The 22,844-nt window shown below is 41.2% G+C and carries 25 protein-coding genes; 12 read left to right on the top strand and 13 right to left on the bottom strand.

Annotation, left to right across the window (positions count from 1 at the left end; all coding sequences use genetic code 11):
* Positions 1–22: 22 nt before the first annotated feature.
* Positions 23–1,009, top strand: coding sequence for a DNA-methyltransferase (locus AL038_RS12515; protein ID WP_236839385.1), 987 nt, complete (start codon positions 23–25; stop codon positions 1,007–1,009).
* A gap of 90 nt (positions 1,010–1,099) precedes the next feature.
* On the opposite strand, the gene AL038_RS12510 is transcribed toward AL038_RS12515, so the two are convergent.
* Positions 1,100–2,452, bottom strand: coding sequence for a GGDEF domain-containing response regulator (locus AL038_RS12510; RefSeq protein WP_062153303.1), 1,353 nt, complete (start codon positions 2,450–2,452; stop codon positions 1,100–1,102).
* Between the two features lie 345 nt (positions 2,453–2,797).
* Here AL038_RS12510 and AL038_RS12505 point away from each other — a divergent pair, with 345 nt between their 5' ends.
* The gene (locus AL038_RS12505) at positions 2,798–3,820 is read left to right on the top strand and encodes an amino acid ABC transporter substrate-binding protein (protein ID WP_062153301.1); all 1,023 of its coding nucleotides are present in this window, start codon (positions 2,798–2,800) and stop codon (positions 3,818–3,820) included.
* A 192-nt stretch (positions 3,821–4,012) separates the two neighbouring features.
* Here AL038_RS12505 and AL038_RS12500 read toward each other — a convergent pair whose 3' ends face one another.
* Positions 4,013–5,023 (bottom strand): DUF6352 family protein, encoded by a 1,011-nt coding sequence (locus tag AL038_RS12500; protein ID WP_062153298.1) that lies wholly within the window; start codon positions 5,021–5,023, stop codon positions 4,013–4,015.
* A gap of 174 nt (positions 5,024–5,197) precedes the next feature.
* Between AL038_RS12500 and AL038_RS12495 the strand changes: the two genes are divergently transcribed.
* The 9 genes from AL038_RS12495 to AL038_RS12455 all read left to right on the top strand — a co-directional run bounded on the left by AL038_RS12495 (position 5,198) and on the right by AL038_RS12455 (position 14,278).
* Complete coding sequence (locus AL038_RS12495) at positions 5,198–5,482, top strand: accessory factor UbiK family protein (protein ID WP_062153296.1); 285 nt, start codon at positions 5,198–5,200, stop codon at positions 5,480–5,482.
* Between the two features lie 6 nt (positions 5,483–5,488).
* Complete coding sequence (locus tag AL038_RS12490) at positions 5,489–6,994, top strand: YifB family Mg chelatase-like AAA ATPase (RefSeq protein ID WP_062153294.1); 1,506 nt, start codon at positions 5,489–5,491, stop codon at positions 6,992–6,994.
* 26 nt (positions 6,995–7,020) lie between these two features.
* Complete coding sequence (locus tag AL038_RS12485) at positions 7,021–7,803, top strand: ADP-ribosylglycohydrolase family protein (protein WP_062153292.1); 783 nt, start codon at positions 7,021–7,023, stop codon at positions 7,801–7,803.
* Between the two features lie 292 nt (positions 7,804–8,095).
* On the top strand, positions 8,096–8,521 hold the full coding sequence (locus tag AL038_RS12480; protein WP_062153290.1) for a YjfI family protein: 426 nt from the start codon (positions 8,096–8,098) through the stop codon (positions 8,519–8,521).
* An 11-nt stretch (positions 8,522–8,532) separates the two neighbouring features.
* A complete protein-coding gene (locus AL038_RS12475) occupies positions 8,533–9,297 on the top strand; it encodes a PspA/IM30 family protein (RefSeq protein WP_062153288.1) in 765 nt (254 codons plus the stop codon).
* 135 nt (positions 9,298–9,432) lie between these two features.
* Positions 9,433–9,765 carry a hypothetical protein gene (locus AL038_RS12470; RefSeq protein ID WP_062153286.1) on the top strand — a complete coding sequence of 111 codons (333 nt, stop codon included), beginning with the start codon at positions 9,433–9,435 and terminating at the stop codon, positions 9,763–9,765.
* A 184-nt stretch (positions 9,766–9,949) separates the two neighbouring features.
* Positions 9,950–11,119, top strand: coding sequence for a GTPase family protein (locus AL038_RS12465; RefSeq protein WP_062153284.1), 1,170 nt, complete (start codon positions 9,950–9,952; stop codon positions 11,117–11,119).
* A 422-nt stretch (positions 11,120–11,541) separates the two neighbouring features.
* The gene (locus tag AL038_RS12460; RefSeq protein WP_062153282.1) at positions 11,542–12,045 is read left to right on the top strand and encodes a YfiR family protein; all 504 of its coding nucleotides are present in this window, start codon (positions 11,542–11,544) and stop codon (positions 12,043–12,045) included.
* A 112-nt stretch (positions 12,046–12,157) separates the two neighbouring features.
* Entirely contained in the window at positions 12,158–14,278 is a 2,121-nt protein-coding gene (locus tag AL038_RS12455; protein ID WP_062153280.1) for an EAL domain-containing protein, read from the top strand.
* A gap of 352 nt (positions 14,279–14,630) precedes the next feature.
* Here AL038_RS12455 and AL038_RS18815 read toward each other — a convergent pair whose 3' ends face one another.
* Genes AL038_RS18815 through AL038_RS12445 form a run of 3 tightly spaced genes read right to left on the bottom strand, consistent with a single transcriptional unit; the run spans position 14,631 to position 15,386 of the window.
* On the bottom strand, positions 14,631–14,822 hold the full coding sequence (locus tag AL038_RS18815; protein WP_272898052.1) for a transposase: 192 nt from the start codon (positions 14,820–14,822) through the stop codon (positions 14,631–14,633).
* Positions 14,815–15,039 (bottom strand): transposase, encoded by a 225-nt coding sequence (locus tag AL038_RS18810; protein ID WP_201800083.1) that lies wholly within the window; start codon positions 15,037–15,039, stop codon positions 14,815–14,817. The genes AL038_RS18815 and AL038_RS18810 overlap by 8 nt, the downstream gene beginning before the upstream one ends.
* Entirely contained in the window at positions 15,036–15,386 is a 351-nt protein-coding gene (locus tag AL038_RS12445) for an IS630 transposase-related protein (RefSeq protein WP_062153278.1), read from the bottom strand. Before AL038_RS12445 ends, AL038_RS18810 begins: the two co-directional genes overlap by 4 nt.
* 258 nt (positions 15,387–15,644) lie before the next feature.
* Between AL038_RS12445 and AL038_RS12440 the strand changes: the two genes are divergently transcribed.
* Entirely contained in the window at positions 15,645–16,286 is a 642-nt protein-coding gene (locus AL038_RS12440) for a TetR/AcrR family transcriptional regulator (RefSeq protein ID WP_062153276.1), read from the top strand.
* 83 nt (positions 16,287–16,369) lie between these two features.
* On the opposite strand, the gene clpX is transcribed toward AL038_RS12440, so the two are convergent.
* The 8 genes from clpX to nifV all read right to left on the bottom strand — a co-directional run bounded on the left by clpX (position 16,370) and on the right by nifV (position 22,672).
* Positions 16,370–17,650: an ATP-dependent Clp protease ATP-binding subunit ClpX gene (gene clpX / locus AL038_RS12435; RefSeq protein WP_083991518.1), complete on the bottom strand. Its 1,281-nt coding sequence runs from the start codon at positions 17,648–17,650 to the stop codon at positions 16,370–16,372.
* Positions 17,647–18,540 (bottom strand): nitrogen fixation protein NifM, encoded by an 894-nt coding sequence (gene nifM, locus AL038_RS12430; RefSeq protein WP_062153272.1) that lies wholly within the window; start codon positions 18,538–18,540, stop codon positions 17,647–17,649. Before nifM ends, clpX begins: the two co-directional genes overlap by 4 nt.
* 120 nt (positions 18,541–18,660) lie before the next feature.
* Positions 18,661–19,152 (bottom strand): nitrogen fixation protein NifZ, encoded by a 492-nt coding sequence (locus AL038_RS12425; protein WP_062153270.1) that lies wholly within the window; start codon positions 19,150–19,152, stop codon positions 18,661–18,663.
* Between the two features lie 67 nt (positions 19,153–19,219).
* Positions 19,220–19,540: a nitrogenase-stabilizing/protective protein NifW gene (nifW, locus tag AL038_RS12420; protein WP_062153269.1), complete on the bottom strand. Its 321-nt coding sequence runs from the start codon at positions 19,538–19,540 to the stop codon at positions 19,220–19,222.
* 64 nt (positions 19,541–19,604) lie between these two features.
* Positions 19,605–19,796 carry a hypothetical protein gene (locus AL038_RS12415; protein ID WP_062153268.1) on the bottom strand — a complete coding sequence of 64 codons (192 nt, stop codon included), beginning with the start codon at positions 19,794–19,796 and terminating at the stop codon, positions 19,605–19,607.
* A 164-nt stretch (positions 19,797–19,960) separates the two neighbouring features.
* Positions 19,961–20,464, bottom strand: a complete 504-nt coding sequence (locus tag AL038_RS12410) for a hypothetical protein (RefSeq protein WP_062153267.1) — start codon at positions 20,462–20,464, stop codon at positions 19,961–19,963.
* A gap of 102 nt (positions 20,465–20,566) precedes the next feature.
* Entirely contained in the window at positions 20,567–21,436 is an 870-nt protein-coding gene (gene cysE / locus AL038_RS12405; RefSeq protein WP_083991517.1) for a serine O-acetyltransferase, read from the bottom strand.
* 78 nt (positions 21,437–21,514) lie between these two features.
* Complete coding sequence (nifV, locus tag AL038_RS12400) at positions 21,515–22,672, bottom strand: homocitrate synthase (protein WP_062153266.1); 1,158 nt, start codon at positions 22,670–22,672, stop codon at positions 21,515–21,517.
* Between the last annotated feature and the right edge of the window lie 172 nt (positions 22,673–22,844).

The raw sequence follows: 22,844 nt of genomic DNA, 5'->3' as shown, positions 1-22,844 counted from the left end.
GATTACCCTAGAAAGCAACTGCATGATGTTTACGTTGACCCATTCCAAACCCTATAAAATATTTAATCAATCGTGTTATGGCTTATCTGTGTTAGACGACAACACCATAGACGCGCTTATTACCGACCCACCGTATGGTATTTCATACCAAAATCATTATTGGGACAAGGATTTACCTGATAAACAAATTTGGGCAGATACTTTAAGGGTGTTAAAACAGGGGGCATTTGGTTTGGTGTTTTCTTCCGTTCGGCTGATGCACCGTTTAATGGTGGATTTAGAAGATAATGGCTTTATTATCAAAGATGTGATTTTTTGGGGTTATTTGAATGGTATGCCCAAAAGTCGGGATGTTGCGTTAGATATTGATAAAGAATTGGGGGTAGAAAGCCATGTCGTGGGGGAGTATGACTATGTACAAGGCTATAAAAAAGGGGGCGCGGAGAATTATTATGCAACCAAGAAAAAACTAAAACGCACGCCTTGCTCTACCTTAGGGATGAAATATAAAGGGGCGGGCTTGGGTATAAAACCTGCCTATGAACCCATTATTTTGGTACAAAAACCCTTAGAAATAGGCTTAACGGTTGCAAAAAATGTCGTTAAGTATGGGACGGGCGTATTAAATTTGGAGCAAACCCGAATTCCTTATGCGCAAGGGGAAGGCAAAGTAGGACACAATCCTCATCCACAAGGGCGCGTAACGGCTAATATTTTACGGGTTGAAGAATGGGGCGATGGTTATGATAAGTTTTTTGTCGTGCCAAAAGTCCGTCAATCCGTGGACACGTTTAATAAACACCCAACCGTAAAACCCATAGAATTGATGCACCATCTAGTTAATTTAGTCAGTTTTGACGGGCAACTTATCTTAGACCCTTTTATGGGCAGTGGTAGCACAGGCGTTGCGAGTGTGCAGTTAAAACGTCGCTTTGTGGGATTTGAACTAGACAATGACTATTTTAAAATATGTCAAAAACGGTTGCGCGTTTCAAAGCCGTCGCTTTGAAGACGCATTGTCTAAATCAGCACCTTTTCTCAGGAGGGCGTTATTATTGATAAATTCTGATTCAGACAATTCACTGGGTATGAATAAGCGTTATGCTGCCGTAATATTTTTATGGGTGACACACAAGCAAGTGCGATTATAGCCCTGAATTTGGGCGGTATGTAACGCGCTGTCGGCATCAGAAATTAAGGTTGCTAACGTGGTTTCTGCAACGCCTTCAGAAGACGTTAAACCCACGCTAACGGTAATATCAATACTTTCTGGCTTTAATTCCAGCATTTTTAAGCGCAAATTTTCCGCAATAACTTTTCCTTTATCCAGCCCCGCATTTGGAATAAGTGCGGTAAATTTTTTACCCGCAAAGCGCACAAGCATCACGTCATCAGCGAAATAACTTAGTAAAAACCGTCCAATAACGTGCAAAATATGGTCGCCAATAATATGACCTTGTACGTCGTTAATGATTTCAAAATGGTCTATATCTATCATCATTAAACATATTTGCTTATGTTGATGAATAAACGCAGGCCCCTCATCCATCAAAAAACGTTTATTGCGTACCCCCGTTAAACTATCGGTCGTTGCCAATTGATACATGTCTTTAGAATACCGTTTAAGCACATTGTATTGATGTTTAACCAACAGCAGGGATTTTAAACGGGCAATTAAAACCTCTTCAATCACAGGTTTGGTAATAAAATCATTTGCGCCTGCATGAAAGATTTCCGCCTGACATTTTTGATTATCTTCAATCGTAATAACTAATAAAGGCATTTCTTGGCGGGAATAGTGCAGTTGTGTACGTATTGCGTAGAGTAAATCCCCCCCCGTCATTTGCCCTTCTAAAAAGAAGTCGGTAAAGACGATATCGTATTGTTCAACATCGGGTGAATCGGGTGAATTTTGTGCCTTTTTTAACAGGCGTAAGGCATCTTCACCACTGGTGACATGGGTAATGTATAAGCCATGTTTTTCCATGAGGGTAATGGTACTTTGCGCAGTACTGGGGCTGTCTTCTATGTACAACACGCGCCCAACTAACCCCGCATGACGTTGACAAACATCTTTAATAAATTCTACTAATCTTTTATAACCTAATGATTTATTAAAGTAGTCTGTTACCCCTGCTGAAAATCCTTCGCGCAATAAACGTGTATCCGCATCACTAGAGACCACAATGACAGGGGTTAAGTGTTGCTTATCACTTTTGCGGACTTCATGACATAAATCTAAACCGTCTAATCCGGGTAAGAGCAAAGCTGTCGTGATTAAATCAAATTTCTCACGATGCAAATATTCTAGGGCTTCTTCAGCACTGCCAGAAGTAACAATATACGCATCGGGCATTTCTTTTTGTAAAATATGAGAAATAATTGACCGCGCCACTTCTGAACGGTCAACAATCATGATGCGACTGGTTCTTTCAGGGTATAAAATGGTCATTAGAGGATGCCGTGAGTCATAGAAATTAAAAGGAAAATATTATTATACGTTTTAGTTGGTAACCATTTTCTTAAATCTGTACTAATCACTTAGTCGCATAATTATTATGAGGGGGTAAATTATGATATTCCATTGAGTATGTCAAAATAAATTCTAATATTTTGATTTAAATAAGATAAAAATGTGTGTGTAAACTGGATAAATATAGATATTTAGTTGTATTCATAAAATAAATGGTTGAAATATGCGTAAAGAATACGCAGTATAAAAGTGTTGCGTTTTAGTAACAGCCGTAACAGAACTGTTTTTTCACCTGTACCGTTCAGTTAATCACAAGGAATTTTCATGAAAGTACGACAATTATTAGCAGTTGGGGCGGCGTTTGCTTTGCTAATATCAGGCAGTATTGCTCATGCAGGCACAACGTTTGACGCGGTTAAAAAGAAAGGTTTTGTGCAATGTGGTGTTAATACAGGACTACCGGGGTTTTCTAGCCCTGATGATAAAGGGAATTGGACAGGTTTAGATGTCGATTTTTGTCGGGCTGTCGCGGCGACGGTGTTTGGTGACGCGAGCAAAGTAAAATTTACCCCGTTGAATGCTAAAGAACGGTTTACTGCATTGCAATCGGGTGAAGTTGATATTTTGTCCCGTAATACGACTTGGATTTTAACCCGCGACACCTCTTTAGGCTTAAATTTTGTGGGAACGATTTATTATGATGGTCAAGGGTTTTTAGTGAGTAAAAAATTAGAGGTGAAAAGTGCCTTAGAGTTAGACGGCGCAACGGTTTGCATTCAAGCAGGGACAACAACGGAATTAAATCTAGCGGATTATTTTCGTGAGAAAGGCATGAAATACACGCCGATTACTTTTGATAATTCTGACCAAACCGCACAAGGTTTTGAAACAGGACGTTGTGATGTGTTGACAAGTGACCAATCGCAATTATATGCCTTGCGTATAAAACTCAAGGACCCTAGTGCTGCAGTTGTTTTACCTGAAGTTATTTCTAAAGAACCTTTAGGCCCTTCAGTGCGTCAAGGGGATAGTGAATGGTTTAATGTGGTGAAATGGACATTGTTTGGGTTAATTAATGCAGAAGAAGCAGGCATCAGTAGCACTAATATTGATGTGCTAAAGAAAAATGCTAATCCCGCCCTTGCGCGTTTGTTAGGGATGGAAGGCAATATGGGTGAATTATTAGGTGTGCCAAATGATTGGGTTTATAAAATGGTTAAACAAGTCGGTAACTATGGAGAAATCTTTGAACGCAATGTTGGTCAAGGCTCACCATTAAAAATCGCGCGTGGTTTAAATTCATTATGGACAACAGGCGGTATTCAATACGCGCCACCCATTCGTTAGCCACACCTGTTCAGGGGTGGATCTATTCGCCCCTGATTGTTGATTTCATGCGCTAAATTTTCTTTCCGATATAAAATATATAACCGTAATATGCTTTGTATTTGTAATATAACGCTGCTTCATACCGCTGGTAGCCTATAAATTCTTCTAATGCTAGGGATGAATATCTTGATTTTAAATGATATTTCATTATCAACTTGCAGCGGCTAATGGCAAATTAACCAGTAAATTTTGGGGCTTGATTTGCACACATTGTTCTTTATCCATTGCGATGGCTAAATAAATAGGACGATCAGCAATCTTTGGGTCAACCATAGAGACATCTAAAAATTCTAATTTAAACAAGGCTAACAATTGTTGAATCCGTCGGTCAGAAACCGTTTTTTGTTGATACAAATCATTTAACAACTGCATACTGTCTATATCTAATCCAATATGCCATGCCCATTGTTCCTCTTTAATGGCTTTAAGCGGTGTGATGCGAGTGACTATCCCGTAAAAGTGATTAATCCATTTTTCCAATACACGGCATAACGCAGTTAACCCACTAGATTCGGCACTAATATTTAACACCGTGTCATATTGCTCATCACGTTCCCAATAAATACTGGCATTTTCCGTTGTTAATACTGCTAATTCGATAGAACTCGCCATCGCTTTTGCGCCAACAACAAGATGGCTGACTGAACCATAACCGTCTAATGTCGCACGCATCTCTACAATTTCTTCATCTGCGAGCAAGATATTCTGTTCAGTGCTTACTTTTTGTGTCCGAAAAAATAACTCTGCCGCCCGTATTTCCAATGGATTTTGTGTATTTGCTAAAATATGGCGCAAAATAACATGCACCAGTTGGTCAACAAAAAGCGGCGGAACTTGACTGTCTGGTTGACGAAATAAACTCAAATAACACGCTTCAATACTATTGTATTGCAATAATAAATCCCGAAAATATAAGACATAACCATAATTTTCCCGCGCAACAGCATCCACAATCGTAGCGATTTGCACAGGGTCTATGATTAAACGCGGATTATCTAACAGCCGTTGATGTAAGGTTTTTTCTGCCTCACAGGCCTCTGCTAAAGGACGCATTTCAGGACGCAACAAATAGGCACGTAAAAAATCATCCGTCACCACTAACTGTCCGTCTGAATTGACCGTTAATAAATGAATCCCTGAAGATTGCCAAAAATCGGGCATAATGGTTTCCTATGACAAGTCAGCGATATATACATAAAATAGCAAAATAATAATCCGCCTTTCAAACAACAAAATATTCGTTACAATGGGTTGATTCTATCGCATGTTTTGTGAATAACCCATGAAAATGGCAAAAATTCTTTTGTTCCACTTGACGTATGAGGAGTTTTAAAAATGTTAAACCCCAATCATTTTGAAGCCTTATTTAAAGAGTTTGTCACAGCATTGCCCAAAGGGGCCATTCAACTGCAACAAGACGCAGAAAAAAATTTACGGTTAGCGATGGAAGCAACTTTTCGTCGGATGAATCTGGTGACACGTGAAGAGTTTGACGTACAAACCGCTGTGTTAGCCCGCACACGCGCCAAACTAGAAGCCTTAGAAGCAACTGTCGCCCAGCTAGAAGCACGACAAGCGAGCGAAACACATACGCCCTTTCCACCTGCTGCAATGGAGTAACCAACCCTGTACGCTCTATCCGTTGTTCATAGTCGCGCACAAGTCGGCATACAAGCAATTCCTGTGACGATTGAAGTCCATTTAACAGGTGGTTTACCCAGTTTATCGATTGTGGGCTTGCCCGAAGCCGCCGTAAAGGAAAGCAAAGACAGAGTCAGGAGCGCGTTGTTAAATACCCAGTTTGATTTTCCATTACAGCGCGTTACCATCAATCTTGCCCCTGCCGATTTACCCAAAGAAGGCGGGCGTTTTGATTTAGCAATTGCTATCGGTATTCTTGCTGCTTCGGGACAAATTCCCAGCCAACAACTGAGTGAATATGAATTTATTGGTGAACTTGCCCTCAGTGGTGAATTACGTCCTATACGTGGAGTGCTTCCTGTCGCAATGGCTGTGCGTGATAAACAACGCAAATTAGTTGTCCCCGCAGACAACGCACATGAAGCTTCAATGGTTAGAAATACGCCCATTCTCCCTATCAAACATTTGTTGGATATCTGCGCCCATTTACACGGTACAACCCCCATTACACCCCACTGTATGGATAACGTTCCACACCCCACTTATACCCATCATCCAATTGATTTAAATGAAGTCCGTGGACAACATCACGCAAAGCGGGCGTTAGAAGTTGCCGCTGCTGGGGGACATAATCTTTTAATGCTCGGTCCACCCGGAACAGGTAAAACCATGTTAGCCAGCCGTATGGCAACCATTTTACCGCCAATGACCGAAGAAGAAGCCTTAGAAACCGCTGCAATTGCCTCCATTGCCAATCAAGGATTTAATCCGCAAACATGGGGACATAGACCGTTTCGCGCGCCACACCATACCGCCTCTGCTATTGCGCTCGTCGGTGGCGGCAGTCAACCACGACCCGGTGAAATTTCTCTAGCACATCATGGCATTTTATTTCTGGATGAATTACCCGAGTTTGATAAAAAAGTCTTAGAAGTGCTACGTGAACCGCTAGAATCTGGGCGTATTGTCATTTCACGCGCTGCCAGACAAGCAGAATTTCCTGCCCATTTTCAACTAATTGCTGCCATGAATCCCTGTCCTTGCGGTTATTTAGGCGACCCCCGCTGTCATTGCTCAGTAGAACAAATTCGTCGTTATCGCGGTCGCTTGTCAGGCCCTTTACTAGACCGTATAGACCTACATATTGAAGTGCCAAATTTACCCCGCACCGAATTACGCACCGAAACCATACGCGAAAGCAGTACAGAGGTTCAACAACGAGTGGTTACTGCACGTCAACGTCAACTACAACGCTGTAGCAGACCCAATAGCTATATGAATAATCGTGAGATTGAACAATATTGTCGTCTTACTGAAAACGATGAACGACTGCTTGATGCGGCCATTGCACAATTAGGCTTATCCGCGCGAGCATGGCATCGGATTTTAAAAGTTGCGCGCACCATTGCAGATTTAGGCGATAGTGAACAGATTCGTACACAACATTTAACCGAAGCGATTACGTATCGACGTATGGAACGGATGAAATAAACAACCATAGTCAGTCGGAGGATAGGATGTTAGGTGCAATCACAGGCGATATTGTTGGCTCAATTTATGAGTGGAACAATATTAAAACCACCACATTTCCGCTTTTTCAACGACACTGCCATTTCACTGATGACAGCGTATTAACGATTGCTTTAGCCGACGCGATTTTACAACAAAAAGACGCGGCAGAAACGCTAAAGGATTACTATCATCGTTACCCTAATGCGGGCTATGGGGCAAGATTTTGTGCTTGGGCGGAAAAGGCTGAAAGCAATCCCTATAATAGCTGGGGAAATGGGGCAGCAATGCGTATCAGTGCCGTTGCTTATGCGTTTGATACCTTAGATACCGTATTAGCAAAAGCGACGGAATACACCGCAATAACACATAATCACCCTGAAGGCATTCGTGGTGCGTTAGCGACCGCAACCGCAATTTACCTTGCACGGACAGGACATAGCAAAGCTGAGATTAAAGCACATATAACACAAGAATTTGGCTATGATTTACAACGAACTTGTGACGAAATCCGTCCTCACTACTGTTTTGATGTTTCCTGTGGCGGTACAGTACCCGAAGCAATCATTGCTTTTTTAGAATCGACAGACTTTGAAAATGCCCTGCGTCTCGCCGTTTCTCTAGGGGGAGATTGCGATACGCTAACATCTATTACGGGTGGCATTGCTCAAGCATTTTATGGCGGTGTACCTGACGATATTGCCAAAACAACGCTCGCTTTTTTAGATGAACCTTTACAGACAGTAACACTAACCTTCATGAATCAATATAGAATGCCTGTGAATAGGTAAAGAAGAGAATATCGTCAGTCACAAAAGCACTTTACAATAATATTTATTACCCATCCTGTAATTTACTTGATTTTTCTGTTTAACAGGATTATCTCTGTTGGCAAATCTTAACCGTGATTTTACCGTAATAAAATCTTGATTCAGGTTGCGTGATGTCATTGCTTTTGCCTATTCCAATACAAAAAGTGCTAGATTTGACAGCCTTTTTTATAAAAAGATTTTTATACTCACTTGACATATTATGTCTTAAGACATATTATGTCACTAATCCAATCGTAATTCAGGAGGAAACATGACCCCCCAAGAAAAACTGAATCAACTGGCAGTCGCTCTTAATGGCGCGACGGGATTTAGCGGTTTAGTTTTCAGTACGGAATTAATGCCCGGTGAAGTGGATGTATTGATTGTATCGTTAGAACACAGAGAAGAACTCCCTGTTTATATTACGGTAGATGAAAGCCAAATTCTGTGTATTACCCATTTATGGACAGAGGCAGAAGTTGAGCCAACCAAAAAAATGGACTTATTGGATGCACTGCTCACGCTCAATATTCCAATACCACTTTCATCTTTTTCAAAGATAGGGCAACAATATGTTATTTTTGGGGCGTTATCTGTCAACTCTTCATCAGACCAACTCATTGAGGAAATTGACACATTGAGTGATAACACGCTCACCGCGATTGAAGAACTCAGTGCCTATTTGATTAAAAAGTAAGGAGAAGTATCATGGGTGTATTTGGCAAATTATTTACCGCCTTCCGTGGCGCAGCAACCGAAACAGGCGAAGCCATTGTCGACACGCAGGCACTACGAATTCTGGATCAAGAAATGCGTGATGCAAAGGTTAATTTAGACGAAGCCAAAGAAAATCTGGCGAAAGTCATCGCTGAACAAATGAGTGTAGAACGCTCCGTCAAAAAATATTCCGATCGCGTCAAGGAATATGAAGGCTACGCCATGCAAGCAATGGATAAAGGCGACGAAAAACTTGCGGGTGAATTAGCCGATGAAGTGGCAAGAGCCGAGAATGAATTGACTGCACAACAAGCCGTGTTAGATGGTTATAATAACAATATTAATAACCTGAAAACTATCATTCGGAATACCGAGCGCAATATCACCTCAATGGAACGTGAAATCAGCGTGATTAAAACCACAGAAAGCGTGCAAAAAGCCAGCGCGGCTGCTTCAACTAAGTTTTCTGGGATAAATTCTTCCATGAGTTCTGCAACAGAATCACTAGAACGCATCAAGCAGAAACAGCAACAACGCACTGACCAAATGAATGCAGCCATTCAACTGCAACAAGACGAATCAGGCGATAATTTGCAAAGTAAACTGGCACAAGCTGGCATTATTCCTGAAAAAGGTACAAACAGTAATGCCGTATTAGAACGCTTGAAAGCGAAACGGGCAGGCGTTAGCAGCAGCCCAAGCACGCCGCCTACGCATATTTCTGCGGGTAGTGTTGAGATTAAAATCAATTCATAACCAATGGTTTTATCCTTGTTGTAACAACCATTAGTAACAAACATAAGGGGCAAACATGGCAGGAATGTTGTGTTTGTCCTTTGTTTTTTATAATCTAACACTTTATTTACGTTTCGTGGGATTGTGATAGGAATTATGGCTGATTTACCTAATAAGTGGACAAAATCTGAACAAAGTGTGCGGGCTGTGCAGTTAGCATTTGAATTTAGCAAGACTGTTTCCGATGTTATTCGACAAGAAGCCAGTAAACAAGGTGTCAGCCCGTCGGACCAAATCCGCATGGTTATCGGCTTAGAGTCTAAAAAACCAAAACGTCCACGCTTAACCGTTTCCCTATCAGAAGTAGATTACGACAAACTTGCACAGCGTTATGGCCTATCTGCGGACAATAAAGTAGGCATTCGAGATGCTATAGCGAGTGAACTTGTTGAATATTCTTTGCTTATCGCGAAAAAAGAAACAGAGTAAGTTATTATGCAATATGTTATCTATTCGATTCTAGGGGTTTTTGGGTTGTACCTTATTTACCTAATATCCACCAGTATCATTTGGTTTTTTATGCAAGTGATTATTTATGGTGTACTGTTATTAGCGGTTATTTGGTTGCTGTACAAATTGGGGTTTTTTAAACTACTAAAAAAAGGCTAAGTTTATGAGTATCTGGAATACGATTCTGTCGCCGAAAATAGATGAACAAACCATAAAAGAAGAAATAGAAAAGCTCAAGAAAACCCTACCTACCCCTGTTTTTTGGCTGTTGGGTAAAACGCAATCAGGTAAAACATCGATTGTGCAAGCATTAACCGAAAGAACCGATACAGAAATTGGTAACGGGTTTCAAGCCTGCACAAAAACAGCGCATTTCTATGATTTTCCAAATAATGAAATGCCCTTAATTCGTTTTTTAGATACCCGTGGGTTAGGTGAGACCAATTATGACCCAACGGAAGACATGAACCAGTTTCAGCAACAAGCGCATGTGCTGATAGTGGTGATGAAAGCGATGGATCAAGCGCAAACAGCTATTCTCCAAGCAGTACAAACGATTTTAGCGCAACAACCCGATTGGCATATTATTGTTGTACAAACGCATTTACATGAAGGCTATCCAAACGCGCAATTTTCTCATATTCAACCTTATCCCTATCACGAAGTACCTTTTCCTGCTCACATTCCGCACGAATTAAGTCGCGCATTACGCTATCAACGCAATTTATTTGCAGGATTACCCGCACAGTTTGTTCCCCTAGATTTTACACAAGCTGATGAAGGATATGAGGATATTCATTATGGATTGGACGCATTATGGCAAGCATTAGAAAAGGCGCTATGTATTAGCCTACGGGAACTAATCACCCACTACGACAGCGATATTACCAACATTCACGCACAAGCAGCACACCAACATATTATTGCTTATTCCTTACTAGCAGGCAGTGCAGGCGCGATTCCCGTTCCACTATTAGGTACACCGTTAGTCTTAGCAATTCAAGTAAAAATGGCGCAAGCCATTGCCTCACTTTACAACCAACCCATGAATGCAGCCTTGCTTGCGGAATTATCCAGCACCTTAGGGCTTAGTTATTTACTCCGCATGGGAGGACGCGAGCTACTTAAAATAATACCTGTTTACGGTTCGGCTGTAGGGGCAGTTTATACCAGTGCGACAACTTACGCGCTAGGACAAACATTAGCTTTATATTTTAGTCGTTTAAAAGAAGGACATATTCCAGATGTATCGATTTTTGCTGAATTATTCACACAAGAATTTGAACGTGGTAAAGTTATTTTAAAATCAATGCTAGAAAAAAAGACAGCGTGACAAAAGACAGACAGCACCACCGCTTAACGCGGTGGTATCTGCGCTATCACTGCTCCACTTATCCACTTAATTTTTACCAATCGCATTTAACCCACCCCTCATTCAGACCTAATTAACCCACGCCCAAAAATAAACGCAAAGTTTTTTAACACTTCTTTCTTCCTTACAAATACAATAACAATCATCATCCCAAGAGAAAGATGGAAAAGCATGTTAGTATGCTGTCAATTACCATGCTTACAATCTGTATTTAAACGAATTGACATAAAACCACACAACATTTTTACACTATTCATATCTATATGTATTACAAATATCTTATACCTTTATAACGACTGTTAACGCAGTTGGTAGGATGTTGTCATCAGACTCTGACAACCTGATCACGGATTCATAGACCCAATTAAGTGACCATTAATTTCATGATACGTGTTTCTGCTGTGATAATTCGTAAGGTGCAATCCTTACTGCTAGCATCATTACTAATACTAGCGTTTTCCGTTCATTGTTATGCGGACGACTACGCCTCTCAGGCAAAAAATTTGTCGAGAGCGGTAGAATACGTCACATGGGCAGGTGAAGGAGAACTCTTGTTTTGCGTAGTAGGACGCAATCCATTCGGCGAAACACTCGACAAAATATTAGCAGGCAAAAAACTTAAAGCGCGTCCCATCAAGTTACGATATGAGGGAGGAACTAGCGGCTGTGATTTAATCTATAGCACCAGCAATGCAAAAGGGATTATCACAAAGGCTAAAAATGTATTAACCGTCAGTGATGCAGAAGGGTTTGCTGACGAGGGTGGAATCATCCAATTAACAAACAATGGCGATATCCATTCTATTAACGAGAAAGCAGCAAAAGCCGCAGGCTTAAAAATCAGTGCCGATTTGCTGGAAACTGCTAAAAAAAAGGTTATTAGATAAACCATAACCCTTTCTCGCCTAATACACGTTCCCTTTATATTTATTGCGTTAACATTAAGTGCCTGCTGATAAGAGGACACACGAGATTGGGTTTATCATAGGAATTGACAACATGCTTAAATTCAAAGAATTATCTATCCGCTATAAACTCACACTGATTATGTTACTCAGTAGTAGTATTGTTTTATTGTTTTCTAGTACCGCTTTTATGATTAACGACTTAATCTCTATCCAACGGGCAATGGAAAACGATATAGAAGTTCAAACCAACATGACCGCAGTGAGTATTTCCTTTCGCGTTCATTTTGATGATGTAGAACAAACAACCAACTTACTCAATGCCCTATCAGAACATAATAGTATTGTTCTTGCTCAAGTTTATAAATACCCAGAAACCACTGTTTTTGCGAGCTATCAACGACCCTCTGCAACCACCTTACAACTCATAGCCCCCCACCAAGAACATAACCTAGTTAGCTCTGTTAAATATTTACAATTCTCCAAACCGCTTTACTCCCCAAATCAAGACTACCTAGGCGATTTAGTTCTACTTGCTGACCGACAACCGTTTTATGACCGCATAAAAATTTATACCAGCATAGCACTCATCATCATCATCATCTCTGCCTTTATGGCTTTTTTACTTTCTTCGCGTTTACAACATATTATCACCGCGCCAATTCTCAAACTAGCAAAAATGGCACAACGTGTTTCCATAGAAAAAAACTACGCCTTACGAATAGACCCCTCACCCAGTAAAGACGAAATTACCTTTCTTTTTAATGGGTTTAATGACATGTTAAGCGCGATTCAAGAACGTGACAAAAAACTGGCACAACACAACGAACATTTAGAAAGAACCGTTACCAACCGCACAGCCGAATTAAAAAAACTCAATCTCAAACTGACTTATCAAGCCTACCATGATGCACTGACTAATCTGCCTAATCGCGCGCTATTTATCAAACGAGCCGAACAAGCAATTAATCATGCCGAACAAAATAACGAAATTCTTGCCATGTTATTCATTGACTTAGACCGTTTTAAATTCATCAATGATACATTAGGACATGCCGCAGGAGACCGATTACTACAAGAAGTTTCTAAACGCCTGCTTGCCTGCACTCGTCTGCCCGAAGACACAGTTGCACGTCTTGGCGGTGATGAGTTCACCCTACTACTTCGTGATATAAAAGAACCCAGCAATGCGGCTATTGTTGCAGAATACATTATAAAATCATTAACTAATCCCCTATGCTTCCATGACCAAGAGCTATACATCACCCCCAGCATCGGCATTAGCATTTTTCCTAAAGACGGGCGCGACGTAGGCACCCTGATGAAAAACGCTGATGCAGGCATGTACATGGCAAAACGCCAAGGGCGCAATAACTACCGCTTTTATGTTCACAGTGCTAATGCCGCCTCTGCTGCACGCCTGAATATGGAAAATAAACTCCGTCAAGCCTTAGAATTTGAAGAATTTGAAGTATGGTATCAACCCCGTTTTGACATTCGTAAAGGCATTGTTGTCGGTGCAGAAGCCCTTGTCCGTTGGCGCAGTCCTGAATTTAGTCTTGTACCACCTGCCCAATTTATCCCACTTGCAGAAGACACCGGTTTAATCATTCCAATCGGGGAATGGGTATTACGCACAGCCTGCCAAGAAAATCAACGCTGGCAACGCGCAGGCGAACCACCATTACATGTTTCAGTGAATTTATCCGCCCGACAATTTATTCAAGAAGACTTATTAATTACGATTGAACAAATAGTGAGTGATTTAAACATGGACCCGCACCGCCTAGAGCTAGAATTAACGGAAAGTTTAATCATGCCCAATGCGGAAGATACCTTAGAAACCTTAAAAGCCTTAAAACGCTTAGGAATGCAACTATCAGTGGACGATTTTGGAACGGGTTACTCTTCCCTGAGCTATTTAAAACGATTTCCAATTGATACATTAAAAATTGACCAATCGTTTATCCGTGATTTAAATCATGATAGTGATGACAGTACCTTAGTAACGGCAATTATTGCAATGGCGCAAAAACTCCGCTTAACCGTTGTTGCAGAAGGTGTAGAAACTCGAGAACAATTATCCTTACTAAGCCGTTATGAATGTGATTATGCGCAAGGTTATTTATGTGGCAAACCTATGCCTGCAACAGAGTTTCGTCAATTTTTAGAAAAACCATTAAATTTAAAAAGTTTAATGGAGGATGTCCGTTGAAATGGGAGCGGTTTTTAGCGGTGAGTGTAAGGTATATTCCCGCTGAAAATAATGGTAGTGATATTAAAACAAGAAAACTGAAGAAATAGAAGGACTAATAAGATGCTAAATTGTCATAACTGCAAAATTACACACATCACGAAATACGGAAAAACCTGCACAGGGACACAAAACTATAAATGTCGCGAACACAGATGACGATTTGTAGAACAGCCCACCAAGAAATATATAAGCTAAGAGACTTGGGCGCAGGTAGATAAGCTGTTAAAAGAAAAACTATTGCTGAAAAATAGCCTGTGTCACAGGAATCTCAGGCACATGGCTACAATATAGTAACCGTACTATAAAAAGATTAAATATAATGGTATGAAAAAAGCGCATCGATAGAACAATGTTGTCGTTTACGAAAAGCTTTCACCTGAACCCATTTATGTTCAATGGGATTCAAATCGGGCGAATAAAGGGGTAAATACTCCAAAATATGCTCAGTCGCGCTAATCGCCTGTTGAATGTCGCTTCGTTTATGAAAAGTTGCATTATCCATCACAATGACAGAATTCTGGAGAAACTAAAGAGACGGTTAATAAACAAAAGTTGAGCAAAGCCCCGATGACATTAGTACGGCCCTTTGCATTCCAGTCTTGCGTGCCAAAGCAACGTTTGCCGATAGGGGCATAACCAAAACGGCGTGGCATATCATGAGCAAAACCACTTTCATCGATGAAAACAATTTGCCTATCAAATTGTTTATAACGGTTCATTTTGTCTTGGAAGACTTGCTTCGGGGTTGGCTTTGGGATGTTTGAGGGGTTTTTTTACGGCTAATCCCTAGACGTTTTAATGCATGGCGAATCCCGCCTTCCGTAATCCCAAAACGGGCTGCGCGTTCATAATGGTAAGCATCAGGATATAATGCAACATCTTGTTTTAGGGCTTCCATGTCTATTTTAGTTGGTCTGTTACGTGTCCCTTTGGCTTCCAATACTTTGCTCCACCTGACGACGCTTGCGATGGCTATTTGAAAGCGTTTCGCTACCGCTGCTAGGGTCAGATTTTCTTCTTGTTTCACTTTTAATACTTTTCTACGGAAATCTATTGAATAGGTCATTTCTTATCCTCTTTTTAAAATACGGTTACTATATATGTCTTTTAAGCGTTAAGTAGTCCTAGCCCTGATGAGCTTAACAGGGAGAGTAAAAGATGGGAAAATGTGATTTGGTGTAAAACAACGTACTTTATGTGGAATTTTGAAAAAAAGAGGGGTTTTAAGAGAGCAGCCCTTTTAGGGTCAAGCCTCAAGAATTCTCAATAATGCACGTGCTGAGTCTGTGGGATATTTATGACCCTATTCTCAGTGGTCTAAAGTATGTTTGCTTACATCTATAATTTTAATGGCAAAATTTGTGAGGGTTATGTGGAAGCAACGCTAACACAGAAAAAGAAACAAGCGATAGTGGACGCGGCAGCGGCGTTGTTTTTAAATAAAGGCTATGGCAATGTGAGTATGGACGAAATTGCCGCGCAGGCGGGCGTATCAAAACGGACGGTGTATAACCATTTTCCGTCTAAAGAAGTGCTGTTTTCCGAAATTGTTAGAACAACATGGTCGTTGTTTGATATTCCTGTTATGGTCTATCATGAAGGTTCTGATATTAGGCAAGATTTAATTGTTTTTTCGAATAAGTTTTTAATCATGTTACGTTCAGAACAGTTTTCGAAATTATTACGCTTAGTTATGGGAGAATCGGGGCGTTTTCCTGAATTAACCGCGCTTTATTCTGAAAGTGGTATCCGTTCATTAGTGCGAACATTAGCCGATTATTTGCAATCGACGGGAAAAGATATTGATGATATTCAACTGGCTTCTATGCACTATTTGGGCATGGTAAAAGAAGCCTTGTTCTGGCCTGTGATGCTTGGCATTGTTCCTATGCCATCCCCTGAGCGGGATAAGGAGATTATTGAAAAATCTACGGATATGTTTATCAAACTGTATCAATTAGCTTGAGTTATGTAACCTATCACGGATAACACCGTTGAACGTGGCATTATCCGTGTGTCAAAACAGGGGGGGCAATGACAATAACCAATTTAAGCCCCTGCACTGGCTACTTTTTTCTCGGCTTCTTCTTCGATAATATTAATCTCGCCTGTTCCATTAACTGCATCTTCGTCCACAACACAACGCAAAACTTCTTTACGGGAAGGTAATTCGAACATGCAACGGCGTAAAACGTGTTCCATGATACTACGCAACCCTCGCGCCCCTGTGCCGCGTGCTAAGGCTTTTTGGGCTAGTGCGGTTAGTGCTGCTGGGGTAAATTCTAGGGTGACGTTTTCGTAAGTAAACAGTTTTTTGTACTGTTTTGTCAGTGCATTACGTGGCTCGGTTAGGATGCGGATTAATGCGGCTTCGTCTAAGTCTTCTAACACGGCAATGATGGGCAAACGTCCGATAAATTCGGGAATCATACCAAACCGTTTTAAATCAGCGGGCTGAATTTCTGCCAGTAATCGATTGGTAGATAATTTTTGCTCAGTTTCAACTTGTACATGAAAGCCAATATCTTTACGGTTGGGTTTTACCCGTTTTGCAACATGCTCTTCTAAGCCTGCGAATGCACCGCCTGCGATGAATAGAATATTGCGAGTATCCATCGTAATATCTTCATTATTTTCACGTCTCCGTCCTTTTTGTGGGACTTTGACTTGTGTACCTTCTATCAGCTTTAACAAGGCTTGTTGTACGCCTTCGCCTGACACATCGCGCACAATGGTGGCACTTTCAGAAGCTCGTGCGAGTTTATCTACTTCATCTAAATAGACAATCCCCCATTCAGCACGTTTCACATTGCCTTCAGCGACATCGAGTAAACGGGTTAAAATCGTTTCTACATCATCTCCCACATAGCCCGCTTGGGTGAGTGTGGTTGCATCTGCGACCGCAAAAGGAACGCCAACGATTTTTGCTAAGGTACTGGCAATAAGCGTTTTACCAGTACCCGAAGGGCCTAACAGTAGAACATTGGATTTTTCAATGTCAATCGCGTCGCTTTTATCACTAATATTGGCTTGTTCACTTTCATGTTTTAAGCGTTTGTAATGATTGTAAACGGCAACGGAGAGAATTTCTTTAGCGGAGTCTTGCCCGATAACATATTCATCTAAACGGGTTTTAATGGCGGCAGGTGTGGGTAAAGGACCATGTAAATCCGCTAAAGAGCGTTTATGTCCCCAGCTAGTGACAACTTGATTCGCCAAACGAACACAGGCTTCACAAATATAGCCTTCAGCACCTGCAATCAGGGGGGTAGTAGGCGTTTTTTCTGTACCACAAAAGGAACAGTGCGCAATAGGGGTTGTTGTCATCATGCGTTCTCCAAGTTTGCTGTCGCTTGTTGTTGAAGTTGTCTAATCCAACTTTTTTGACAAATTTGTCGACGGCGTTTTTGTAACAGGTCTAAAATTTTCGGGCGGGCTTCAACTAAAGGTACAGCTCCTGCGGGATGAATTTTTTCACAGTAAAGCAGGTGAAAACCTAGTTCAGATTCAACAGGCGCACTCAGTTGGCTTTCTTTCATGGAAAACAGGGTTTCATCTAAACTGGAATAAAGTTGTCCTCTGGGTAATTTACCAAGTAACCCACCTTGTAAGGCTGAGGGACATTCTGAGTATTTTTGTGCTAATTCCCCAAAGCGTTTTAAATTGCGATGTAAGCGGGTTGCAAGGTTGAGCAGGCGTTCACGCGCCGCGCTGTATGTATTTTCTGGGTAATCTGGGTTAACGGTGATAAGAATATGGCGCACGGTGCGGGTTTCAGGCACATTAAACTTCTCGGGGTGCATGTAGTAGTAGATGTCGACATCAATTTCGTTAATGTTCGCTGCGCGCGCCCCGACTCTTTCTAAAACAGTATCGATGTAAAGTTCGCGTTGTAAAGCACGTTGAAAGTCTTGGATATTCATTCCATTACGGGCAATATCTTCTTGAAAGGTGCTTTCGTCTTCGTAGCGGGTTTGTACTTCTTGTAACGCGGCTTCTAAGCGGTTTCCCGGTACAATCACACCATGTGCTTCGGGGGCATTAAGAATGAGGTTTTCTAGGCGGTATTGTCGCCGTGCTTCATTGAGTATAACTTTCAATTCTTCGGCACTCAGCTCTGCCGTTGATTTTTGATAACGGTTGAGTGCGCTCCGTAGGCTTAGGTAAGCCAGTTCGTTAGGTACGCTTGACAGATTGTTGTCTGGAATAACGGCATTCATTGTAAGTTATACTCCTACTGCTTAATTTTCTTTAGAATTTACACAACATAAAGACGTTGTAGGCGGTCTTTTCTCGCCTGCGCACTCTGTACTAATAATGTGTTGTGTTTTCTATCAGTTCTATTCTTCTGAAGTGGATTCATCGTTGGTATATTTGAGTTTACGCTCGACAACGGGGGCAAAATCTAAGGCGGTTTCGGGAATCATGAATAAACGACCATCGCCAAAGTGAACGTGATACATCACGCCGCCGGGCATATCCCGAATAATTTTAAGCACTTGTCCTTCAGAGCCTTTTTCTGCAATTATTTCACCTTTTGCAGATAATGGAATGAGGGTAATAACCTTGTCGCGAAATTCATATTTGCTAGGAACCCAAGGGTCATCACCGCTAATCAATTCTTCTTCTCGACAACCAACAACGATGTTTTCATCTAAGAAATGAACAGAATAAATAATTTCATCTTGGAGAAAAGAACCCACGTTTTGCACATAACCAATACTGCCACGACGGACTAAAAAGTCTCCCATTACTTTGCCAGGAAAAGTGCCATCATCACGCACATTGCGGATAACCCGCACTCGGTCGCCATAATCATATTTTGGTAGCATGAATTAACCTCATCGGTTATTGAACATCTATGCGTGAGTTTAGTTGTCTCACGCATGTTGATGAGGATTATTTAAACACGTCGTTTAAGGGAACGAAGGTTTCTTGTGGTTCGTGCATGTGAAAGACTTTAAAAACTTTTTCTGTCAATGCATCGGATTCTACAAAGTCGTTATAAGCCCGCGTTAGCAGACGGAAGTAAACTTCACGTTTGGCTTCGTCAGTGTTGGGCATGGATTCTTGGGCTTGACTTAAATAGTCATGAAAGCGTTGTAGAATATGTAAGCGGTTGACCTGAACGGTTTTTGCGTCATAGTCAACCTTGAAATATTCTAAAAAATCTTCAGCGGAACTGAGTTCTTCTAAATCGTCTTCAAATAGCGTTGTCATGGTTAAAACACCTTTATGTTAGATAGTTTGCTTAGTCGTATGAAAGGTAGGTTGAAGCCTACTTCTAATTAGAAACAATCAAACGCATTACATCGTCAGTTGTTGTTTCATTCTCTGTGTTTATGGGCGTTAAATAGGCAATGCCTTGCATAGCGAGTGAGTAAATATCTGTCGTTGAATGGTGTGGCTCAAGCGTTGCAGCAAAAAACTCATCAATACTTACTTCGCTTAATTCATCTAGCAGGGCAGAACACATGTTTAATACTCCAAAATTTAATAAACACCTTAAGTTGTATAAAGGGCAACTTTTTTCATATCGCAACGAAAAAAGCATTTATCCTTAATTCTATTTAGCACTACCACATTTAAAGAGCCAGATTAGTAAGGATTTACTGATAGCTTACTTTCTTTAATTAAAGACTATTTTACAATCCGAAACCGTGTTGCCGTATCCAATACATCTTTTAAAACCTTAGCTCCTAATCTATCTGCTGGGTCTAACGCTAGTATTTTTTTAAGAATATCCCCGCCTTCTTCCAAATTACCAAGCCGTAAATTGACATACGCCGCCCCTTTAAGGGCAAAAAGGTAAAATCGTACTGAACTAATCGACATATCAGGGGTGATATGTGCGGGGGTTAATGCACGCCAATCATCAGGAAAATTCAGCCGTGTTCCTAACAATTTCATTGCGCGCTGAGCAATAACGAGGGTTTCGGGTAATCGATGTTGATAATAAAAAAAACGATATAACGCGACTAACACACTTAAATTTTCAGGTTCGAATAAATAGGCTTGTAATAAAGGTAGTTCGGCTGTTCCTTCACCATAATTCTGTGCCGCCTTGTCTAATAAGGCTTGTACCGCTTCGCCTACGGGTTCATCAAAATAGAGTTCTTGTGTCTCAAATGCTAACAAATCCATGTTTTCCCCTTTAGTGAAATCGATTTTGTGTCAGTTAAGAAGCACAAATCCTTTTTATGCTTCCTCAATCAAGCGTTATGTTGCTGCTTGTATTATTTTTAGTTAATGCGCAGCGGATTTATCCTTTTTATCCATTTCGCACACGCAAACATCTAGGGCTTCACAGGCAGGACAGGGGTCATCACTGGCTTTAAGCGTTTTTAGCGATTTGCCGCCATTTGCTTGTTTTTCCAGCTCAGCAATTCGCTCTAACATACATGCCATTGCTCGCCCGATGGGGTCTGGAATTAAATGATGGTCTAAATCAATGCCTTGATTAGGTTTATCACAGGATTTGGTTTTATCTTTGACAATCCGTCCGGGAATCCCGACCACACTACAATTTGCAGGGGTATTTTTTACTACCACAGAATTTGCGCCGATACGCACGTTATCGCCGATGCTAATTGCCCCCAATACTTTCGCGCCCGCACCAACTAATACGTTATTACCCAGTTGAGGATGGCGACGACCTTTATTCCACGACGTACCCCCTAAAGTAACACCGTGATAGAGCGTTACATCATTCCCCACAACGGCGGTTTCACCAATCACAACGCCAATACCGTGGTCAATAAAAAAACGTCTCCCAATTTTTGCACCGGGATGAATATCAATATTTGTAAATACCCGACTGAGAAAAGAGAGAAAACGCGCAGCATAACGCCAGTTTTTATGCCATAGTTTGTGAGAAATCCGATGTAAAATAATGGCGTGTACACCAGGATAAGTGGTTAAGACTTCAATGGTTGTCCGTGCAGCGGGGTCACGGTCAAACACACAGGCGACATCTTCGCGCAATTGCGCAAAAAACCCTAATGGCTTGTTATTTTCTGTAATAACAACCGTTTCATCCGCTGATTCCACGGGTGTTGGAACAGACTTTGTGTAAAGCACCATAAATTCATTCCCCTTTTTAGCATGGTCTGGCATGATTAATTTTCCTTGATTATGCGCCACACACTGCTTGAGTTAGTAATCAATAATTGATAAACATCAACAGTTAATTATTTAATGTGTTGTGACATTACTATTGGGTGACTGATTTTGTAAACAGAGATATAACGACTCTAAATAATGGGGGCTAGGTTGTTGTTTTGTAGTTGTGACGTAAGAACGAATTTGCGCCAAAATTAAATGGGCTTGTTCTGTGTTTAGGAGGAAACCTAATCGCTGATAAATCTCTATAACAGCTTGTGTTCCTGAATGTTTACCTAAAACCAGCTCGTGTTGTCTGCCAATTTCCGCAGGGTCTATCCCCTGATAATTCAAGGGGTCTTTTAACAAGCCATCAACATGAATGCCTGCTTCATGCGTGAATACACCGGGGCCAACTAAACTCTTTTGCCATGCTAAGGGTCTGCCAGAGGCTTTTGCAACCCGTTGAGAAACGGTAGTAAAACGAGGCATATCAATTTCAATTTCATAGCCATACAAGCGTTTTAGCCCTAGAACCACTTCTTCTAATGCCGCATTACCTGCCCGCTCACCTAAGCCATTAACCGTCGTATTAACATGCGTTGCTCCACCCAAGACAGCCGCTAATGTATTTGCTGTTGCCAATCCTAAATCGTCATGAGCGTGCATTTCAATTTCAATGTCAATATGCGCCCGCAATTGGCGGATTCGCTCTAGCACACCAAAAGGTTCCATAATGCCAACGGTATCAGCGAAACGAATACGACGCGCCCCAGCCGCTTGTGCAGTTTCTGCAACTAATAGCAAGAAATCAGTATCCGCACGTGAGGCATCTTCCCCACCGATACCAACATCTAAGCCCATATCTAATGCTCGTTGCGTGTATTCTGCTATTGTTTGTAACACCCATGCTCTATCACGGTGCAATTTTCTTTCAATTTGTTGGTCAGATACACCAATCGACAAATCAACCATATTAATGCCTAAGTGCCGACAGGCTTCTAAGTCGGCTTTATTCATCCGACTCCATACTAACAAACGCGATTTTAATCCTAGATTTGCAACAGCCCGAATGCTTGCACATTCTTCTGCACCCATTGCAGGAATACCAATTTCTAATTCAGGCACACCGAGCGCGTCTAAATCTCGCGCAATGGCAAGTTTCTCTTCTAAAGAGAAAGCAACACCCGCAGACTGTTCACCGTCACGTAGCGTTGTATCATCAATTACAACCGTTTTCTTGTTTGTCATTATCGACACCCTTGCAATAAAGTGCTTTTCGCAACTTTTTTCAAAATTTGTGCAAGGGGTATGCCATTTAATTTTTTTAAATATAAACAGTATATTATATAGAGTTAATACTCACAAAAATGGGGCAAGTCTGCTGTTTGTAGGGGTCTGTGTAGTAAAAATTACATTAAAA

The sequence above is a fragment of the Beggiatoa leptomitoformis genome (assembly GCF_001305575.3).
Taxonomy (GTDB): domain Bacteria; phylum Pseudomonadota; class Gammaproteobacteria; order Beggiatoales; family Beggiatoaceae; genus Beggiatoa; species Beggiatoa leptomitoformis.
The sequence above is the reverse complement of the archived record's forward strand: the minus strand, read 5'-3'. Positions and strand labels throughout refer to the sequence as shown.

What these genes read in the sequence shown, in the direction of transcription:
- AL038_RS12440 (WP_062153276.1), top strand. Translation starts at nt 15,645, where the DNA reads ATGTTTGCTTACATCTATAATTTTAATGGCAAAATTTGTGAGGGTTAT.
- AL038_RS12415 (WP_062153268.1), bottom strand. Translation starts at nt 19,796, where the DNA reads ATGTGTTCTGCCCTGCTAGATGAATTAAGCGAAGTAAGTATTGATGAG.
- AL038_RS12455 (WP_062153280.1), top strand. Translation starts at nt 12,158, where the DNA reads ATGCTTAAATTCAAAGAATTATCTATCCGCTATAAACTCACACTGATT.
- AL038_RS12505 (WP_062153301.1), top strand. Translation starts at nt 2,798, where the DNA reads ATGAAAGTACGACAATTATTAGCAGTTGGGGCGGCGTTTGCTTTGCTA.
- AL038_RS12510 (WP_062153303.1), bottom strand. Translation starts at nt 2,452, where the DNA reads ATGACCATTTTATACCCTGAAAGAACCAGTCGCATCATGATTGTTGAC.
- AL038_RS12460 (WP_062153282.1), top strand. Translation starts at nt 11,542, where the DNA reads ATGATACGTGTTTCTGCTGTGATAATTCGTAAGGTGCAATCCTTACTG.
- cysE (WP_083991517.1), bottom strand. Translation starts at nt 21,436, where the DNA reads ATGCCAGACCATGCTAAAAAGGGGAATGAATTTATGGTGCTTTACACA.
- AL038_RS12515 (WP_236839385.1), top strand. Translation starts at nt 23, where the DNA reads ATGATGTTTACGTTGACCCATTCCAAACCCTATAAAATATTTAATCAA.
- AL038_RS12480 (WP_062153290.1), top strand. Translation starts at nt 8,096, where the DNA reads ATGACCCCCCAAGAAAAACTGAATCAACTGGCAGTCGCTCTTAATGGC.
- AL038_RS12465 (WP_062153284.1), top strand. Translation starts at nt 9,950, where the DNA reads ATGAGTATCTGGAATACGATTCTGTCGCCGAAAATAGATGAACAAACC.
- nifW (WP_062153269.1), bottom strand. Translation starts at nt 19,540, where the DNA reads ATGACAACGCTATTTGAAGACGATTTAGAAGAACTCAGTTCCGCTGAA.
- AL038_RS12475 (WP_062153288.1), top strand. Translation starts at nt 8,533, where the DNA reads ATGGGTGTATTTGGCAAATTATTTACCGCCTTCCGTGGCGCAGCAACC.
- AL038_RS18815 (WP_272898052.1), bottom strand. Translation starts at nt 14,822, where the DNA reads ATGGATAATGCAACTTTTCATAAACGAAGCGACATTCAACAGGCGATT.
- nifV (WP_062153266.1), bottom strand. Translation starts at nt 22,672, where the DNA reads ATGACAAACAAGAAAACGGTTGTAATTGATGATACAACGCTACGTGAC.
- AL038_RS12470 (WP_062153286.1), top strand. Translation starts at nt 9,433, where the DNA reads ATGGCTGATTTACCTAATAAGTGGACAAAATCTGAACAAAGTGTGCGG.
- AL038_RS18810 (WP_201800083.1), bottom strand. Translation starts at nt 15,039, where the DNA reads ATGAACCGTTATAAACAATTTGATAGGCAAATTGTTTTCATCGATGAA.
- clpX (WP_083991518.1), bottom strand. Translation starts at nt 17,650, where the DNA reads ATGATGACAACAACCCCTATTGCGCACTGTTCCTTTTGTGGTACAGAA.
- AL038_RS12500 (WP_062153298.1), bottom strand. Translation starts at nt 5,023, where the DNA reads ATGCCCGATTTTTGGCAATCTTCAGGGATTCATTTATTAACGGTCAAT.
- nifM (WP_062153272.1), bottom strand. Translation starts at nt 18,540, where the DNA reads ATGAATGCCGTTATTCCAGACAACAATCTGTCAAGCGTACCTAACGAA.
- AL038_RS12485 (WP_062153292.1), top strand. Translation starts at nt 7,021, where the DNA reads ATGTTAGGTGCAATCACAGGCGATATTGTTGGCTCAATTTATGAGTGG.
- AL038_RS12425 (WP_062153270.1), bottom strand. Translation starts at nt 19,152, where the DNA reads ATGCTACCAAAATATGATTATGGCGACCGAGTGCGGGTTATCCGCAAT.
- AL038_RS12445 (WP_062153278.1), bottom strand. Translation starts at nt 15,386, where the DNA reads ATGACCTATTCAATAGATTTCCGTAGAAAAGTATTAAAAGTGAAACAA.
- AL038_RS12410 (WP_062153267.1), bottom strand. Translation starts at nt 20,464, where the DNA reads ATGGATTTGTTAGCATTTGAGACACAAGAACTCTATTTTGATGAACCC.
- AL038_RS12495 (WP_062153296.1), top strand. Translation starts at nt 5,198, where the DNA reads ATGTTAAACCCCAATCATTTTGAAGCCTTATTTAAAGAGTTTGTCACA.